Source organism: Nocardioides sp. AX2bis (assembly GCF_902506435.1).
In the GTDB taxonomy this organism is placed as follows: domain Bacteria; phylum Actinomycetota; class Actinomycetes; order Propionibacteriales; family Nocardioidaceae; genus Nocardioides.
Genome location: NZ_LR733215.1, coordinates 1,681,319 through 1,698,743, shown reverse-complemented (window position 1 = coordinate 1,698,743; position 17,425 = coordinate 1,681,319). Strand labels below are relative to the sequence as shown.

Here is a 17,425-nt window from a genome sequence, read left to right as displayed (position 1 = left end):
CACGAGGGCGTCAGCCCTGGTTGACCCAGATGTCCTTCCAGGTGGGCATGCCGAGGTTCTGGTCGACGTTGAAGCCCTCGATGGCCGAGCCGTGCGCCATCGCGACACCCGTGTAGTGGTACGGGATCACCGGGAGGTACTCGGTGGCGATGTACTCGTCCAGCTCGTTCCACATCGCGGGCTGGTCCTCGACCGGGGACGAGACGACCTCGTCGATGCGGTCGTCGACGTCCTGCTCGCTGAAGGCCGCGTAGTTCGAGCCGAGGCCCTCGGCGTTCAGGTTGGTCGACTGCAGCACCGGCGGGAACCAGGAGCCACCGGACGGCCAGTCGGAGCACCAGCCGGCGTCACGCAGGTTGATGTCGGCGTCCGGGTCCGCCCGGAGGGTGGAGAGCTCGGCCAGGGTCGTGGCGACCGGGGTGGCGGTGAAGCCGGCCTCCTCGTAGGCACGGACGAGCACGTCCTTCTTGGCCACGGCGTTCGGGTCGTCGTTGGCGAAGAGGAACTTCAGCTCGTAGCCGGTCTCGCCGGCCTCCTCGAGGATCTGAGCAGCGCGCTCGGGGTCGGTCGTGCCGGGCTCGTGCTCCTCGACCGGGTTGTAGGTCTCGCGACCGGGGATGCCCGGGGGCATCAGGTTGGTCGCGTCGGTGATGCGGGTGACCCCGGCGATCTCACCCATCGCGGTGGCCATGTCCTCGTAGGGGATGGCCCACAGGAGGGCCTCGCGGACCTCCTTGCTCTGGATCTTCCGGTAGTCGGGCGCCATGTAGTAGGTGCAGGGCGCACCGCCCTCGACCAGGCGGTCGGCGTACTCCGACTGGAACGTCGGGTAGTTCGAGGCCTGCACGTTGTCGTAGGTCAGCGTGGTCTGGCCGTCACCGGAGTCGTTGAGCAGGACCTCGTCGATCTGGGCGCTGTCGCGCTGGAAGTCGAAGGTGTACTCGTCGGGGTACTGCGTGCGGCCCGGGTCGGTCGCCGGGTCCCACTCGGGGTTCTGGACCAGGGTCAGGCTGCGCTCGGGGTTGTACTCGTCGAACATGTACGGACCCGTGGCCAGCGGCCGCTGGGCGTACTTGGCCGGCGTGGTGTCGGGACCCTCGGGGATCGGGCCCATCGCCGGGAAGGTGCCCCAGTAGGGCATGTCGGGGAAGGGGCTCGACATCGTGATGGTGATGTCCTGGCCGTCGATCTGGATGGCGTCGAAGTCGGTGTTGCCGCCGGTGTAGGGGCCCTCGTACTCGTCACCGCCCTCGAAGTAGTCGTTGGAGAACGCCGGGCCCTCGGGGAAGGCGGTGCGGTCCATCGACCGGAGCATCCCGAACTTGATGTCCTCGGGGGTGACCGGGTCGCCGTTCTCGTAGTTCACGTCGTCGCGGATCGTGAAGGTCCACTCGGTGAAGTCCTCGTTGGGCGTGCCGAGGTCGGTCGCGAGGTCGGGGATCAGCACCTGCTGGCCCGACTCGGGGTCGTAGGTCAGCTGCGTCAGCGAGCGGGTGACCAGGCCCTGGAGGATCGAGGAGGTGTTCGTGTAGTACGCCTCCGACGGGTCCAGGCTGTTCGCGCCGTCGACGCTGAGCACGTCGACCGTGCCGCCCTCGGTGGCGCCGTCGATCACGGCCGGGCCCTCCCGGTCGGGGTCGGTGGCGTCGCCGGTGTTGGCGAGGTTCTCCGTGTCGACGTTCTCGGAGCCGGTGCTCGGCCCCTCGCCGCTGCCGCCACAGGCCGCCAGGGACAGCAGGCTCGCGCTGGTCAACGCAATGAACGGTTTCTTGAACCGCATCGTGTGTCCACCCTTCCTAGATGGGTCGTGCTTCCTCGGGTGGGGGTCACCGTCGGGGTCGTGCCACCTGCCGGTGAGGATCACCGGCGGGTGCGGGGGTCGAAGGCGTCTCGGACCGAGTCGCCGAGCAGGTTGAGGGCGAGCACCAGCACGGCGACGACGCCGACCGGGACCCACAGGTAGAGGCCGTAGGTGGAGTAGTACTCCGTGGCCAGGAGGATCGTCTGGCCCAGCGAGGGCTGCCCGGTCAGGCCGATGCCCAGGTAGGACAACCCGGCCTCGGCGGCCACGTAGGCCGGCAGCGAGAGCGAGGTGGCGACCACGATGGGGGCGACCATGTTCGGCAGCAGCTCCTTGAACAGGATCCGCCGGGTCGGCACGCCGATCACCTGGGCGCTCTGCACGAACTCGCGCTCGCGCAGCGACAGCACCTGGCCGCGGATCAGGCGGGCCAGCGACATCCAGCCGAAGATGACCAGCACCGCGACCAGGCCGAGCAGCTGCGCCCGGTCGAGCGCGTCGAGGTCGGTCGAGAAGCGGGAGGTGAGGATCGGGGCCAGCGTCAGCGCACCGAGCAGGAACGGGAACGACAGGAACAGGTCGATCACGAAGGACAGGAACCGGTCGAGCCAGCCGCGGGAGAAGCCGGCCATCAGGCCGATCGTGATGCCCACGAAGGTGGAGATGATCGTCGCCAGGGTCGCCACCAGCAGCGAGGTGCGCAGGCCGTAGAGCAGGTTCGCCAGGTTGTCGACACCGCGGCTGGGCGCGATGCCCAGCGGGTGCTCCCAGGTGAACCCGTAGTACGGCGGGCCGATCTCCGGGTAGCCGAACTGGTCGAGGTCCGCCCCCAGGTTGCCCGCCCCGGGTGAGTTGATCTCCGGGAAGATCCCCATCGCCCGGGTGATCAGCGGCGCCGCGAGCGCCAGCACGATCAGGAGCAGGAGGATCGAGCCGCAGACGACCGCGACCTTGTCCTTGCGCAGCCGCTGGAGCGCGATCTGGGTGGGCGACTTGCTGGCCAGCTTCTTCGACGACTGCGGGTCGTTCTCCCGGCTCGCGTCCTCGCGCTCGGCGACGACGCCGGGCTCGAGACCTGGCTGCAGGGTCATGCCCACCTCTAATTCCGTCGGGGGAAAGGACTGCGCCGGACCGGGGTCCGGCAAAAGGCGTTGACAGCGCGTGCACACCGCGTTCGTGTGACCCGCACCGCACGGGAGCCTATGTCAGGTCTGGACCGGAACCGATCAGCGCGCCGTAACGGTTTGGTTGCGGAACACCCTTCGAGGTGGGCGGCCGCGGACCGGAAGGTCCGCGGCCGTCGGACCTCAGGCCGGGACGTCCTTGCCCGGACGGGCGTCCACACCGGCATCCTTGCGCTGCTCCGGCGTGATGGGAGCGGGCGCCGCGGTGAGCGGGTCGAAGCCGCCGCCGGACTTCGGGAAGGCGATCACGTCGCGGATCGAGTCGCTGCCGGCGAGGATCGCGCAGATCCGGTCCATGCCCACCGCGATGCCGCCGTGGGGCGGTGCGCCGAAGGCGAAGGCGTCCAGCAGGAAGCCGAACTTCTCCTGCGCTTCCTCGGGCGAGAGCCCCATGACGGCGAAGACCCGCTCCTGCACGTCGCGCTGGTGGATCCGGATCGACCCGCCGCCGAGCTCGTTGCCGTTGCAGACGATGTCGTAGGCGTAGGCCAGCGCACTGCCGGGGTCGGTGTCGAAGATGTCGGCGAACTCGGGCTTCGGGCCGGTGAAGGCGTGGTGCACCGCGGTCCAGGCGCCGGAGCCGACGGCCACGTCGCCGCTGGCGACCGCCTCGGAGGCCGGCTCGAACATCGGGGCGTCGACGACCCACGTGAAGGCGAACGCGCTCTCGTCGATCAGGCCGCCGCGGCGGCCGATCTCGAGGCGGGCGGCCCCGAGCAGCGCCCGGCTGGACTTGGGGGCGCCGGCGCCGAAGAAGACGCAGTCACCGGGCTCCGCGCCCACGTGGGCGGCCAGGCCGGCCTTCTCGGTCTCCGACAGGTTCTTGGCCACCGGGCCGGTCAGCTCACCGTCGGGCTGCACCAGGACGTAGGCCAGGCCCTTGGCGCCACGCTGCTTGGCCCACTCCTGCCACGCGTCGAGGACCTTGCGCGGCTGGCTGGCGCCGCCGGGCATCACCACGGCGCCGACGTAGTCGGCCTGGAAGACGCGGAAGGGGGTCTCGGCGAAGTACTCCGTGCACTCGACGAGCTCCTGGCCCATCCGCAGGTCGGGCTTGTCCGAGCCGAAGCGCGCCATCGCCTCGGCGTAGGTGATCCGCGGGATCGGGCGCGGGATCTCGACGTCGATCAGGGCCCACATCGCACTGAGCACGTCCTCCATGAGGGCGATGACGTCCTCCTGGTCGGCGAAGCTCAGCTCGATGTCGAGCTGGGTGAACTCCGGCTGCCGGTCGGCGCGGAAGTCCTCGTCGCGGTAGCAGCGCGCGATCTGGTAGTAGCGCTCCATGCCGGCGACCATCAGCAGCTGCTTGAACAGCTGCGGGCTCTGCGGCAGGGCGTACCAGCTGCCGGGCTGCAGACGCGCGGGCACCAGGAAGTCGCGGGCGCCCTCGGGCGTGCTGCGGGTCAGCGTCGGGGTCTCCACCTCGACGAAGTCGTGGCGGTCCAGCACGTCGCGGGCGGCCTTGTTGACCTTGCTGCGCAGGCGCAGCGCCGCGGCCGGGCCGGCGCGCCGCAGGTCGAGGTAGCGGTGGCGCAGGCGCGCCTCCTCCCCCACCTCGCCGGCGCCGTGGCCGGACTCGTCGATCGGGAACGGCAGGGTCGCGGCGGCGTTGAGCACCTCGACCTCGGTCGCGATGACCTCGATGTCGCCCGAGGGCAGGTTCGGGTTGGCGTTGCCGTCGGGGCGCAGCGACACCTCGCCGACGATCTTGAGGCAGTACTCGTTGCGCAGGGTGTGGGCGACGGCCTCGTCGCGCACGACCACCTGGCAGACGCCGCTGGCCTCGCGCAGGTCGAGGAAGGCGACGCCGCCGTGGTCGCGGCGGCGGGCGACCCAGCCGGCGAGGGTGACGGTCTGGCCGACGTGCTCGGCGCGCAGGGCGCCGGCGTCGTGGGTGCGGATCATGGTGTCTCCGTGTCGTTGGTCGAGGCGTGAGCACCGGTGGTCGAGGAGCGAGCGCCAGCGAGCGTCTCGAGACCAACCACCCGCGCGCGCAGGTCCTCGGTGGGGGGTGTCCAGGTGGCGGGGTCGGCGGCGACCTGCTCGCCGGAACGGATGTCCTTGACCTCGTGGGTCGGCTCGATCGGCTCCGCAGCGGGGTCGGCGCCGTCGGGATCTCGGGTGTCGGCTGCGGCCGGGCGCGGCAGGAACCAGACGTACGGGATGCCGCGCCGCTCGGCGAAGCGGATCTGCTTGCCGAACTTCGCAGCGGTGGGGGCGACCTCGCAGGCGATCCCCCGGGCGCGCATGGCCGTGGCGACGCGCTGGGCGCCGGGCCGGGACTCCTCGTCGGTCAGCGCGACGAGCACGGCGCTGGGCACCGGACGGCTGCCGGCGAGGACGCCGTCGGCCATCAGCGGCAGCAGGGTGCGCGAGACGCCGAAGGAGACGCCGACACCGGGGTAGGTGGTGCGGCCGTCGCTGGCCAGGGCGTCGTACCGGCCGCCGCCGCCGACCGACTTCAGCCGCTCGTAGCCGGCCATGAAGATCTCGAGCACGGTGCCGGTGTAGTAGTCCAGGCCGCGGGCGATGCGCAGGTCGACCTCGACCGAGACCCGGTCGGAGACCAGGTCGGCGCAGCCCTCGACGACCGCGGCCAGCTCGGCCAGGCCGGTCTCGAGCAGCTCGTCGGTGACGCCGAGCGCACGGACCCGCTCCACGAAGGAGGTGTCGGCGACGCGGATGGTGGCCAGCTCCAGGCAGCGCTGCGCCTGCTCCGCGGTGGCGCCGGCCTGCTCGACCAGCTGGGCCGCGACGACGTCGGCGGGCAGCTTGTCGAGCTTGTCGATGACGCGGATGGCGGTGGTGACGTCCTCGATCCCGAGGCCGCGGTAGAAGCCCTGGATCAGCTTGCGGTTGTTCACGCAGAAGGTCAGCGGCGGCAGCGGCAGGGCACCGAGCGCCTCCACCATCACGCGGACGACCTCGACGTCGTGGTGGAAGCCGAGCTCGTCGCGGCCGACGATGTCGATGTCGGCCTGGGTGAACTGGCGGTAGCGGCCCTCCTGGGGCCGCTCGCCGCGCCAGGCCGGCTGCACCTGGAAGCGCCGGAACGGGAACTCCAGGTGACCGGCGTTCTCCAGCACGTAGCGCGAGAACGGCACGGTGAGGTCGAAGTGCATGCCGAGCGTCGCGTCGGCAGCGGTCTGGTCGGGTCCGGCCTGCAGGCGCTGCAGGACGTAGATCTCCTTGTCGATCTCACCACCCTTGGCCAGGACGTCCAGCGGCTCGACGACGCGGGTCTCGATGTTGGCGAAGCCGTGCAGCTCGAAGACGCGCGAGAGCGCAGCGACGACCTCGCGCTCGACGACGCGCTGGGCGGGCAGCAGCTCGGGGAACCCGCTGAGCGGGGTGGGCTTGGGCACGGGGCTCAGCGCTCCTGGAGGTCGAGCAGGTACGGGTTGGTGGCGCGCTCGCGGCCGATCGAGGTCTGCTCGCCGTGTCCGGGGAGGACCACGACGTCGTCGGGCAGCGTGAGCACCTTGCTTGTCAGGCTGCGCATCATCGTGGGGTGGTCGCCGCCGGGCAGGTCGGTGCGCCCGATGGACCCCGCGAAGAGCAGGTCGCCGGCGAACATCACCGCGGAGACGTCCGCCGCGTCGTACGGAGCCCGGAACGTCACGGACCCGGCGGTGTGTCCGGGGGTGTGGTCGACGACGAACCGCATCCCGGCCAGCTCGAGGTCCTGGCCGTCGGCGAGCTCGCGCACGTCGTCGGGCTCGGCCCACTCGTGGTCGCCGCCGAGCAGCATCTGGGTGGTCTCGGGCGACATGCCGGCCATCGGGTCGGTGAGCAGGTGCCGGTCCGCGGGGTGCACCCAGGCGGTGGCGTCGTAGGTGCCGGCGACCGGGGCCACGCACCACATGTGGTCGACGTGGCCGTGGGTGACCAGCACCGCGACGGGCTTGAGGCGGTGCTCGCGCACCAGCTCGACGACCCCGGCGGTGGCGTCCATCCCGGGGTCGACGATGACGCACTCGCTGCCGGGACCGGTGGCCGCGACGTAGCAGTTGGTGCCCCAGGGACCTGCGGGGAAGCCTGCGATCAACACCCCCGCAGGCTAGCGTCCCCCGCCGGGCCCGCTCCCCGGCGGTGCGACCACTAGCATACTGACCGGCGACGCCAGCACGAGACGACCGCGACGAAGAGGAACGGCAGTGACGAGCAGCGAGTGGGGCCGGGTCGACGACACCGGCACCGTGTACGTGCGCACAGTGACCGGCGAGGAGCGTGCCGTCGGCCAGTACCCCGAGGGCACCCCCGAGGAGGCGCTGGCCTTCTACGGGGAGCGCTTCACCGCCCTGGAGACCGAGGTGCACCTCCTGGACCAGCGGGTCCGCTCCGGCGTGCTGTCGCCCGAGGAGGCGACCGAGCGGGTCAAGACCGTCCGCGCGTCGCTGGTCGAGGCCAGCGCCGTGGGCGACCTGGCCTCGCTGACCGCGCGCCTGGACTCCCTCGGCCCCGTGCTCGCACAGCAGCGCAGCGCCAAGAAGGCCGAGAAGGCGCAGCGCAACGCCGAGGCGAAGAAGGCCAAGGAGGACCTGGTCGAGATCGCCGAGAAGGTCGCGGCCGGCAACGACTGGCGCCACGGCTCGACCCGGCTCCGCGACCTGCTGGAGCAGTGGAAGGCCCTGCCCCGCATCGACCGCCCCTCCGACGACGCCCTGTGGAAGCGGTTCTCCGCGGCCCGGTCGGCGTACGGCAAGCGCCGCAAGCAGCACTTCGCCGAGCAGGACGAGAAGCGCGGCGGCGCCCAGGTGGTCAAGGAGCGCCTCGTGGTGGAGGCCGAGTCGCTGGCCACCAGCACCGAGTGGGGCCCGACCTCGGGCCGCTACCGCGACCTGATGCGCGACTGGAAGGCCGCCGGCCCCGCGCCGAAGTCGGTCGACGACGCGCTGTGGAAGCGCTTCCGCGGCGCGCAGGACCAGTTCTTCGGCGCCCGCGACGCGGCCAACGCCGAGCTGGACCAGGAGTACGCCGCCAACGCCGTGGTCAAGGACGAGCTGATCGTCCAGGCCGAGGCGCTGCTGCCGGTCACCGACGCCGAGGCCGCCAAGCGCGCCTTCCGCGACATCGCCGACAAGTGGGACGAGGCCGGCAAGGTCCCCCGCGACCGGGTCCAGGAGCTCGAGGGCCGCATCCGCAAGGTCGAGCAGGCCATCCGCTCGGTCGAGGACGAGAAGTGGAAGCGCTCGGACCCCGAGAAGTCCGCCCGCGCCGACGACATGGTCGCCAAGCTCGAGGCCGCGATCGCCGGCGTCGAGGCCGATCTGGAGAAGGCCCGCGCGGCCGGCGACGACAAGCGTACGAAGCGTCTCGAGGACGACCTCGCCTCCCGCCAGGCGTTCCTCGACATGGCCCGCCGCGCCGCCGCCGACTACTCCGGCTGACGCGTCCGAGGCCGGCCTCGGCTCGTCCGGGTGGGCCGCGAAGTCCCCGGTCGGCCGGGGACTTCCGAACTTGTCGGCCTTTGCAAAGGCCGACAAGTTCGAAACTTGCCCGACAAGTCCGACGCCGACGTCGACGTCGACCCAGCAGCCCGGGCCGGGCGTGGGAGCGAGATAGTCCCTAACGAGATCGTCGTCGATGCGGCCCGGACGCGACGATTTCGTCAGGGACTATCCCGGCGGAGGCCGCCGTCGCCGGCGCGTACGGGCGCTACTGCGTGACGCGGTAGGCGTCGAAGACGCCGGGGACCGTACGCACAGTGCGCAGCACCTGGTCGAGGTGCTTGGTCTCGGCCATCTCGAAGGTGAACCGCGAGGTGGCGACGCGGTCGCGGCCGGTGCTGAGCGTGGCCGAGAGGATGTTCACGTGGGCGTCCGAGAGCGCCATCGTGATGTCGGAGAGCAACCGGGCCCGGTCGAGCGCCTGGACCTGGATGTTGACCAGGAACATCGACTGCGCCGTGGGCGCCCACTCGACCTCGAGCACCTTCTGCGGCTGCTTGCGCAGCGACGAGGCGTTGGGGCAGTCCTGGCGGTGCACCGAGACGCCGCTGTCCTTGGTGACGAACCCGAGGATCTCGTCGGGCGGCACGGGGGTGCAGCACTTCGCGAGCTTGACCCAGACGTCGGCGGCGCCCTTGACCACCACGCCGGAGTCGCCGCCGCTGGAGGCCTTGGCCCGGCCGCGGCCACGACGCCCGGTGATGGTGACGGCCTCGGCGAGGTCCTCCTGGGCGCCGTCGTTGCCGCCGTGCAGGTCGACCACCCAGCGCACGACGGCCTGGGCGGAGATGTTGTTCTCCCCCACCGCGGCGTAGAGCGCGGAGACGTCGGCCAGGTTGAAGTGCCCGGCGGCAGCCCCGAGCGACTCGTGGGTCAGCAGCCGCTTGAGGGGCAGGCCCTCCTTGCGCATCATCCGCGCGAGCTGGTCCTTGCCGCGCTCGATGGCCTCCTCGCGGCGCTCCTTGGTGAACCACTGCCGGATCTTGGAGCGGGCGCGCTGCGACTTCACGAAGCCGAGCCAGTCGCGCGACGGGGCGGCGTCGGCGGAGCGGGAGGTGAACACCTCGACCACGTCGCCGTTGTCCAGCGTCGACTCCAGCGGCACGAGCCGGCCGTTGACCCGGGCGCCGATGGTGTGGTGGCCGACCTCGGTGTGCACGGCGTAGGCGAAGTCGACCGGGGTGGCCCCGGCCGGCAGGGCGATCACGTCGCCACGAGGGGTGAAGACGTACGTCTCCGCGCGGTTGATCTCGAAGCGCAGCGACTCCAGGAACTCGCCCGGGTCCTCGACCTCGCTCTGCCAGTCGAGCAGCTGGCGCACCCAGGACATGTCGTCCATGTCGCCGCGCTTCTCGGTCTCCAGGCCGGCGCGGCCGTCCTCCTTGTACTTCCAGTGCGCCGCGACGCCGTACTCGGCCCGGCGGTGCTGGGAGAAGGTGCGGATCTGCATCTCGACCGGCTTGCCCGACGGCCCGATCACCGTGGTGTGCAGCGACTGGTACATGTTGAACTTCGGCATCGCGACGTAGTCCTTGAACCGCCCGAGCACCGGGTTCCAGCGCGAGTGGAGCACGCCGAGCACGGAGTAGCAGTCGCGGTCCTCGTCGACCAGGACGCGGATGCCGACCAGGTCGTAGATGTCGGAGAACTCGCGGCCCCCGACGATCATCTTCTGGTAGATCGAGTAGTAGTGCTTCGGCCGGCCGGTGACGGTCGCCTTGACCTTGGCCTCGCGCAGGTCGGTCTCGACCTGGCTGATCACCTCGGAGAGGAACTGGTCGCGCGAGGGCGCGCGGACCGCGACCATCCGGACGATCTCGTCGTAGATCTTGGGGTGCAGGGTCGCGAACGCGAGGTCCTCGAGCTCCCACTTGATCGTGTTCATGCCCAGCCGGTGGGCCAGCGGGGCGTAGATGTCGAGCGTCTCGCGCGCGACCCGCTCCTGGGTCTCCTGGCGCACGTAGCGCAGGGTCCGCATGTTGTGCAGCCGGTCGGCGAGCTTGATGACCAGCACCCGGATGTCGCGCGACATCGCGACGATCATCTTGCGGATGGTCTCGGCCTGCGCCGAGTCGCCGTACTTGACCTTGTCCAGCTTGGTCACGCCGTCGACCAGGCGCGCGACCTCCTCGCCGAAGTCCTTGGTCACCTGCTCGAGCGTGTACGGGGTGTCCTCGACCGTGTCGTGCAGCAGCGCCGCGCACAGCGTCGGCTCCGTCATCCCGATCTCGGCGAGGATGGTCGTCACCGCGAGCGGGTGCGTGATGTACGGGTCGCCGCTCTTGCGGGTCTGCGTGCGGTGCAGCTCCTCGGCGGTCGTGTACGCCCGCTCGATCAGCGCCAGGTCGGCCTTCGGGTGGTTGGCCCGCACCGCGCGCAGCAGCGGCTCGAGGACCGGGTTGCCGGGCTGGTTGCGGGTGCCCATCCGGGCCAGCCGGGCACGCATCCCGCGTGCCGACGGCGGGGCGGCCGTGACGCTGCCGCCCTCGGGACGCACCGACGGCCGGGCCGGGTCCGGGGCAGAGCCGTCGGCGCGGTCACGCGTGACGGTCTGCTCCTCGTCCATCACCCCATCCTAGGGGGTGCGGGTGCGGGCCTCAGACCGGACGGAGCGCGGTCACCGGGACGCCGGCCACGGCCTCGCGACCCGGCAGGAAGGTCAGCTCGAGCAGGACGGCCACCGCGACCACCACTCCCCCGCACCGCTCGACCAGGTCGCGGGTCGCCGCGGCGGTGCCGCCGGTGGCGAGCACGTCGTCGACGAGCAGCACGCGCTCGCCGGGGCGTACGGCGTCGCGGTGCAGCTCGAGGGTCGCCTCGCCGTACTCCAGCGCGTAGGTCACGGCGTGCGCCTCGCGCGGGAGCTTGCCGGCCTTGCGGACCGGGACGAACCCGACACCGAGGTCGAGGGCGACCGGGGGCCCGAGGATGAACCCGCGCGCCTCCATCCCGACCACCTTGTCGACGTGAACCGCACCGGTCGCGTCGCGCCCGGCCGTGGCCAGGCCGCCCACGACCGCGACCAGCGCGTCGTGGTCGGCCAGGACCGGGGTGATGTCCTTGAAGACGATCCCCGGCTGCGGGTAGTCCGCCACGTCGACGATCAGCCGGTCCAGGGCCTCCCCGCCGCGCTCGACGGCGCTCATGTGTCGCGCTTCGATCGCGGGCGACGGGTGGGCTGGGGCCGACCGGAGGTGCCGCCCTCGGAGACGGGCCCGCGGGACGGCGGGACCGTACGGCCCTTGCCGGCCGCCTCCGGGCGGCGCGGGGGTGCGGTGCGCGGCCCGGCGGCAGCGCCGGCGGCCTCCTGGCCGCCGACCGCGGGCTCGCCGAGGTCGTCGTCCTCGGGCGCGTCGGCGACCGGCATGTCGTCGGCGTAGGACGGCACGGTGGCGTACGGGTCGGCGGCGCGGGCGCGGGCCTTGGCCCGACGCTCGGCCTGCAGCACGTCCGGCTCGTTCTGCTTCAGGTGCACCGCGAGCGGGGTGGCGATGAAGATCGAGGAGTACGCACCGACCGCCATCCCGATGAACAGCGACAGCGAGAGGTCCTTCAGCGAGCCCGCACCGAGCTGGATGGCGCCGATGTAGAGGATCGCGCCGACCGGCAGCAGGGCCACGATCGAGGTGTTGATGGAGCGCACCACGGTCTGGTTGACGGCCAGGTTGGCGGCCTGGCTGAACGACATCTTCAGCGCCGGCAGGTTGCGGGTGTTCTCCCGCACCTTGTCGAAGACCACCACGGTGTCGTAGAGCGAGAAGCCGAGGATGGTCAGCAGGCCGGTGACGCTGGCCGGGGTGACCTCGAAGCCGACGATGGCGTAGATGCCGATGGTGATCACGACGTCGTGGACCAGCGCGACCAGCGCGGCCAGCGACATCTTCCACTCACGGAAGTACGCCCAGATCATCAGCGCCACGAGCACCAGGAAGACCGCGATCCCGAGCAGGGCGCGCTCGGCGATGTCGGCACCCCAGCTGGGCCCGATCTCCTCCTGGGAGATGTCCGCGGGGTTGGTGCCGGTCGTGTCCAGGACGACCTGGACGACCTCGGCGCTCTCCTCGTCGGTGAGCGTCTCGGTCTGCACCTGGACGGCCTGGTCGCCCGACGTGGTCACGATCGGCGACGACGCCGCGGGGATGTCGGTCGCGGCGACGGCCTCGCGCAGCTCGTCGGCGGTGTCCTGGGTGGCCTCGGCCGCCGGCAGCGAGACGGTGTACTGCGCGCCGCCGGTGAACTCGATGCCGAGGTTGAGCCCCCGCACCAGCAGCCCGCCGATGGCGATCGCGAGGACGACCGAGGAGATGGCGTACCAGAGCCACTTGCGGCCCACGAAGTCGTACGAGCGGCGACCGGTGTAGAGGTCGTGGCCCAGACGCGAGAACTTGCCCATCAGGCTCTCCCTCCCACGGCCGCAGGCTCACGCGGCGTGGCGGTGGTGGTGATCTCGTCGACGCCCAGCGTCTCCGGGGACAGCCCGGAGAAGCGGTGCCCGGAGTTGAAGAACTTCACGCGGGCCAGGCTGGAGACCAGCGGCTTGGTGAAGTAGAAGAACACGACCAGGTCGATCAGGGTGGACAGCCCCAGCGCGAAGGCGAAGCCCTTCACGACGCCGGAGGCGAAGATGTAGAGCACCACGGCCGCCAGCAGCGAAACCATGTCGGCGGCCACGCAGGTGTTGCGAGCGCGCTTCCAGCCGGACTCGACCGCGACCCGCATCGACTTCCCGTCGCGCATCTCGTCGCGGATGCGTTCGAAGTAGACGATGAACGAGTCCGCGGTGATACCCACCGCCACGATCAGCCCGGCGATGCCGGGCAGGGTCAGCGTGAAGCCCGCCGCCTCGGCCAGCAGCAGCACGCTGGAGTAGGTCACCACGCCGGCCACGGCCAGCGAGGCGACGATCACCAGCCCGAGGCCGCGGTAGTAGAACATGCAGTAGACGACCACGAGGCCGAGACCGATCAGCCCGGCCAGGATGCCGGCGCCGAGCTGGTTGCCGGCCAGGGTCGGGCCCACGTTGACCACGTTGGGGTCGTCGCCGAACGAGATCGGCAGGGCGCCGTACTGCAGGCTCGTGGTCAGGCTCGTCGCCGTCACCTCGTTGAAGTTGCCGCTGATCTGGGCCTGGCCGTTGGGGATGACCCCGTCCATGGTCGGGGCGGAGATGACCGTCCCGTCGAGGACGACCGCGAACTGCTGGCCGGTGCCGACGAGCTCGCGCGAGATGGTGGCGAAGGTGTCGACGGAGTCGCCGCCGAGCTGCAGGCTGACGACCCACTGGAGCTGGCCCTGCGGGATGCCCGCGGACGCCTCGGTCAGCGAGGTGCCCTGGATGACGGCCTCGGAGAGCAGGTACTTCTGCGCCGGGATGTAGTCGGTGCTGCCGACCGAGCCCTCGGGCTCGGAGCAGGAGACCAGGGGCTTCGTGGAGTCGTCGGGCAGCCGGGTGGGCTCGCCGTCGGAGTTCAGCAGGACGCCGTCGTCGCGGCAGGTGTAGGAGTTGAACTCCTCGACCGCTGCGGGCGTCGGGCTGTTCATGAAGGCCAGGGCCTCCTCGACGCCCTGGACGGCGTTCGAGGCGGCCGGATCCTCCGAGGCAGCGTCCGACGGGCTCTCGGACGGGCTCTCGGACGGGGCGCCCGAGGCGTCGTCGGAGGGGGCCTCGGACGGGCTGGCGCTGTCGGAGGGGGCCGGGGTGGTGTCGGTGAAGCCGACCGGGGCGCGGTTGGCGTTGCCACCGCTGCCACCGTTGCCCGCGCCGCCGCCGTTGCCGGCACCGTTCTCGCCGCCACCGTTGCCGGTGCCGCCGCCGTTGCCGCCACCGGTGTCGCCGCCGCCCGTGGCGGTGTCGGGGATCAGGGAGTCGGCGCCGCCGGGGACCGGGCTGGTGGCGGAGCCGGCACACGGGGTGGAGTCGGAGCAGGCCACCAGGCGGAAGCGGAGCTGGGCCTGACGGCTCACGGTCTCGACGAGGTCGCGCTCGTTCTCGCCCGGGACCTCGACCACGATCTGGTCGCCGCCCTGGGTGGTCACCTCGGCCTCGGCGACGCCGGAGCCGTTGACGCGCTGGTCGATGATCGCGCGGGCCTCGCTGAGGCTGTCACCCGTGGGGTCGCCCTGCGCCTGCAGCGTGATCTGGGTGCCGCCCTGCAGGTCCAGGCCCAGGCGCGGGCTCCAGCTGGCGGTGGCCGCGACGAGGGCGTAGGAGAGGCCGACGAAGACGAAGAAGATCAGCAGGGTGCGGCCGGGCTTCGGGCTGCGGCGCGCCACCTCAGACGTCCTCGGGTCGGGCGTCGTGGTCCGGGGAGCCGTCGTGCGGGGGGCCGTCGAGCGTGGCGGTGGTGCGGGCCGCGATGGAGCCGCGCACCACGGTGACCTGGACGCCGGGGGCGACCTCCACCCGGGCGCGGTCGTCGTCGAGCGAGCGCAGGGTGCCGATCAGGCCGGAGCCGAGCAGCACCTCGTCGCCGGGCGTCAGCGACGCCTGGAGGCTGCGCATCTCCTTCTGGCGCTTCTGTGCGGGGCGCAGGATCAGCAGCCAGAAGATGAGGACGAGCCCCACGATCGGCAACAGGTTGACGAGCTGTGACACAGCACAACCTCTCGAGGTCGTCGGGTACGGATGGTCCGACCCGCGCCGAGGGGCGCCGAGGGCCGACAGGTCACTCTAACGGGAGCACCCCGACGGGTGACCCATCAGTCCTCGAAGAGTGTCGGCGAGCCGTCCGGGCCGGTCCCGGCCGTGCCCGGGGAGTCCTCGACGGCCTCGGGCAGGCTCGAGGCCGGGGGGACCAGGCCCAGGTGCCGCCAGGCGGCGGCGGTGGCCACGCGCCCGCGGGGCGTACGGGCCAGGAACCCGATCCGGACCAGGAACGGCTCCGCGACCTCCTCGACGGTCTCCCGCTCCTCCCCGACCGCGACCGCGATGGTGGAGACGCCGACCGGTCCCCCGCCGAAGCGCCGGCACAGCACGTCGACGACGCCCCGGTCGAGGCGGTCGAGGCCGAGCTCGTCGACCTCGTAGAGGTCCAGCGCCCGCCGGGAGAGGTCGTGGGTGACGACGCCGTCGGCGCGGACCTGGGCGTAGTCGCGCACCCGGCGCAGCAGCCGGTTGGCGATCCGGGGGGTGCCGCGGGAGCGCGAGGCGATCTCGGCGGAGCCGTCGCCGGCCAGCTCGACGCCGAGCAGGCCGGCCGAACGGCGCAGGATCAGGTCGAGCTCGTCGGGCTCGTAGAACTCCAGGCGGGCGGTGAACCCGAACCGGTCGCGCAGCGGTCCGGGCAGCAGGCCGGCGCGGGTGGTGGCGCCGACCAGCGTGAAGGGCGGGATCTCCAGCGGGATCGCGGTGGCGCCGGGGCCCTTGCCGATGACCACGTCGACGCGGAAGTCCTCCATCGCCATGTAGAGCATCTCCTCGGCCGGGCGCGACATCCGGTGGATCTCGTCGACGAAGAGCACGTCGCCCTCGTTGAGGCCCGAGAGGATCGCGGCGAGGTCGCCGGCGTGGGTGATCGCCGGCCCGCTGGTCAGCCGCAGCGGCGAGGACATCTCGTGGGCGATGATCATCGCCAGGGTCGTCTTGCCCAGGCCGGGCGGTCCGGAGAGCAGGACGTGGTCGGGGGGCTTGTCGCGCATCCGGGCGGCCTCGAGGACCAGGCCGAGCTGCTCGCGCACCCGGGCCTGGCCGACGACCTCGTCCAGCGAGCGGGGCCGCAGCGCGGCCTCGACGGCGCGCTCGTCGCCCTCGGCCTCCGCCGCGGTCAGCGCGGACCCGCCGGTCATCCGCTGCAGGTGGGCCTCCTCGAGCGCCCCGAGCTCGTCCTCCCCCACGTCAGGCCCTGCTCAGGGTGCGCAGGGCCGCGCGGAGCAGGGCGGCGACGTCGGCCTGCGGCCCGGCCTCGGGGGCGACCGCGTCGACCGCACCGTCGGCGTCGCGGGCCGGCCAGCCGAGCCCGACCAGGCCCTGGTGCACCTGCTCGCGCCAGGCCTCGGCCGGTGCGGGGGTGAGCGCGGGGCGTACGCCGGTGGGGCCGCCGAGGCGGTCCTTGAGCTCCAGGATGATCCGCTGGGCGCCCTTCTGACCGATCCCGGGCACCCGGGTCAGGGTCTTGACGTCCTCGGTGGACACGGCGCGGCGCAGGTCGTCGGGGGCGAGCACGGCGAGCATCGCCTGGGCCAGCTTGGGGCCGACGCCGGAGGCGGTCTGGACGAGCTCGAAGACCTGCTTCTCGTCGGCGTCGGCGAACCCGAAGAGCGTCAGGGAGTCCTCGCGGACCACCATCGAGGTCGGCAGGTGGGCGGTCTGGCCGGTGCGCAGCCCGGCGAGCGTGCCGGGGTTGCACATCAGCTCGAGGCCGACCCCGCCGACCTCGAGGACGGCACTGGTCAGGCCGACCTCGGCCACCTGGCCACGGACGAAGGCGATCAACGGGTCCTCCCGGGTGCTCGTGCGGTGGTGCGTGCGGGGGTGCGGGTGCGGGCGGCCGCCGTGGCCGTCGCGGCCGCAGCGGCGGCGGCCGCCAGGCGGGCCTGGGCGCCCCCGCGCCAGATGTGGGTGACGGCCAGCGCCAGGGCGTCGGCGGCGTCCGCGGGCTTGGGCGGGGCGTCCAGCCGCAGGATCCGGGTGATCATCAGCCCGACCTGCTGCTTGGTCGCGCGACCGTTGCCGGAGACCGCCGCCTTGACCTCGCTCGGGGTGTGCAGCGCGACCGGCAGGCCCATCCGGGCCGCGACGACCATGGCGATGCCGCTGGCCTGGGCGGTGCCCATCACGGTGCTGACGTCGGAGCGGGCGAAGACCCGCTCGATGGCGACCGCGTCGGGGCGGTGCTCCTCGATCCAGGCCTGGACGCCGCGCTCGATGGTGACCAGGCGCTGCGGCACCGCGAGGTCCGAGGAGGTGCGCAGCACGTTGACGTCGACCAGGGTCAGCGGCCGGCCCGTCTCGCCGTCGACGACGCCCATCCCGCAGCGCGTCAGGCCGG

At 72.0% G+C, this 17,425-nt stretch carries 14 protein-coding genes; 1 reads left to right on the top strand and 13 read right to left on the bottom strand.

Annotated elements, in window-relative coordinates; translation table 11 throughout:
• Window positions 1-10: 10 nt before the first annotated feature.
• From GV155_RS08140 to GV155_RS08120, 5 genes are all read right to left on the bottom strand, one after another.
• Window positions 11-1,780, bottom strand: a complete 1,770-nt coding sequence (locus GV155_RS08140; protein ID WP_160006935.1) for an ABC transporter substrate-binding protein — start codon at window positions 1,778-1,780, stop codon at window positions 11-13.
• A gap of 80 nt (window positions 1,781-1,860) precedes the next feature.
• Complete coding sequence (locus GV155_RS08135; RefSeq protein ID WP_160006933.1) at window positions 1,861-2,892, bottom strand: ABC transporter permease; 1,032 nt, start codon at window positions 2,890-2,892, stop codon at window positions 1,861-1,863.
• A 216-nt stretch (window positions 2,893-3,108) separates the two neighbouring features.
• Entirely contained in the window at window positions 3,109-4,893 is a 1,785-nt protein-coding gene (gene aspS, locus GV155_RS08130; RefSeq protein ID WP_160006930.1) for an aspartate--tRNA ligase, read from the bottom strand.
• Window positions 4,890-6,353: a histidine--tRNA ligase gene (hisS, locus tag GV155_RS08125; protein ID WP_160006928.1), complete on the bottom strand. Its 1,464-nt coding sequence runs from the start codon at window positions 6,351-6,353 to the stop codon at window positions 4,890-4,892. The genes aspS and hisS overlap by 4 nt, the downstream gene beginning before the upstream one ends.
• Before the next feature lie 5 nt (window positions 6,354-6,358).
• Window positions 6,359-7,039 carry an MBL fold metallo-hydrolase gene (locus tag GV155_RS08120; RefSeq protein ID WP_160006925.1) on the bottom strand — a complete coding sequence of 227 codons (681 nt, stop codon included), beginning with the start codon at window positions 7,037-7,039 and terminating at the stop codon, window positions 6,359-6,361.
• Between the two features lie 106 nt (window positions 7,040-7,145).
• Here GV155_RS08120 and GV155_RS08115 point away from each other — a divergent pair, with 106 nt between their 5' ends.
• A complete protein-coding gene (locus GV155_RS08115) occupies window positions 7,146-8,378 on the top strand; it encodes a DUF349 domain-containing protein (RefSeq protein WP_160006922.1) in 1,233 nt (410 codons plus the stop codon).
• Between the two features lie 268 nt (window positions 8,379-8,646).
• Here the strand turns inward: GV155_RS08115 and GV155_RS08110 are convergent, their stop codons facing one another.
• The 8 genes from GV155_RS08110 to GV155_RS08075 form a co-directional block, all read right to left on the bottom strand.
• Complete coding sequence (locus GV155_RS08110) at window positions 8,647-10,884, bottom strand: RelA/SpoT family protein (protein ID WP_201300289.1); 2,238 nt, start codon at window positions 10,882-10,884, stop codon at window positions 8,647-8,649.
• Between the two features lie 151 nt (window positions 10,885-11,035).
• Entirely contained in the window at window positions 11,036-11,584 is a 549-nt protein-coding gene (locus GV155_RS08105; RefSeq protein ID WP_160006916.1) for an adenine phosphoribosyltransferase, read from the bottom strand.
• Window positions 11,581-12,831, bottom strand: a complete 1,251-nt coding sequence (gene secF / locus GV155_RS08100; protein ID WP_160006913.1) for a protein translocase subunit SecF — start codon at window positions 12,829-12,831, stop codon at window positions 11,581-11,583. Before secF ends, GV155_RS08105 begins: the two co-directional genes overlap by 4 nt.
• Window positions 12,831-14,711, bottom strand: a complete 1,881-nt coding sequence (gene secD, locus GV155_RS08095; protein WP_160006910.1) for a protein translocase subunit SecD — start codon at window positions 14,709-14,711, stop codon at window positions 12,831-12,833. Before secD ends, secF begins: the two co-directional genes overlap by 1 nt.
• A gap of 1 nt (window position 14,712) precedes the next feature.
• Window positions 14,713-15,033 carry a preprotein translocase subunit YajC gene (gene yajC / locus GV155_RS08090; RefSeq protein ID WP_160006908.1) on the bottom strand — a complete coding sequence of 107 codons (321 nt, stop codon included), beginning with the start codon at window positions 15,031-15,033 and terminating at the stop codon, window positions 14,713-14,715.
• Between the two features lie 104 nt (window positions 15,034-15,137).
• Window positions 15,138-16,223 (bottom strand): Holliday junction branch migration DNA helicase RuvB, encoded by a 1,086-nt coding sequence (ruvB, locus tag GV155_RS08085; RefSeq protein WP_160011011.1) that lies wholly within the window; start codon window positions 16,221-16,223, stop codon window positions 15,138-15,140.
• A 49-nt stretch (window positions 16,224-16,272) separates the two neighbouring features.
• Window positions 16,273-16,869 carry a Holliday junction branch migration protein RuvA gene (gene ruvA / locus GV155_RS08080; RefSeq protein ID WP_160006905.1) on the bottom strand — a complete coding sequence of 199 codons (597 nt, stop codon included), beginning with the start codon at window positions 16,867-16,869 and terminating at the stop codon, window positions 16,273-16,275.
• Window positions 16,866-17,405, bottom strand: coding sequence for a crossover junction endodeoxyribonuclease RuvC (locus tag GV155_RS08075; RefSeq protein WP_236554469.1), 540 nt, complete (start codon window positions 17,403-17,405; stop codon window positions 16,866-16,868). Before GV155_RS08075 ends, ruvA begins: the two co-directional genes overlap by 4 nt.
• Window positions 17,406-17,425 lie beyond the last annotated feature (20 nt).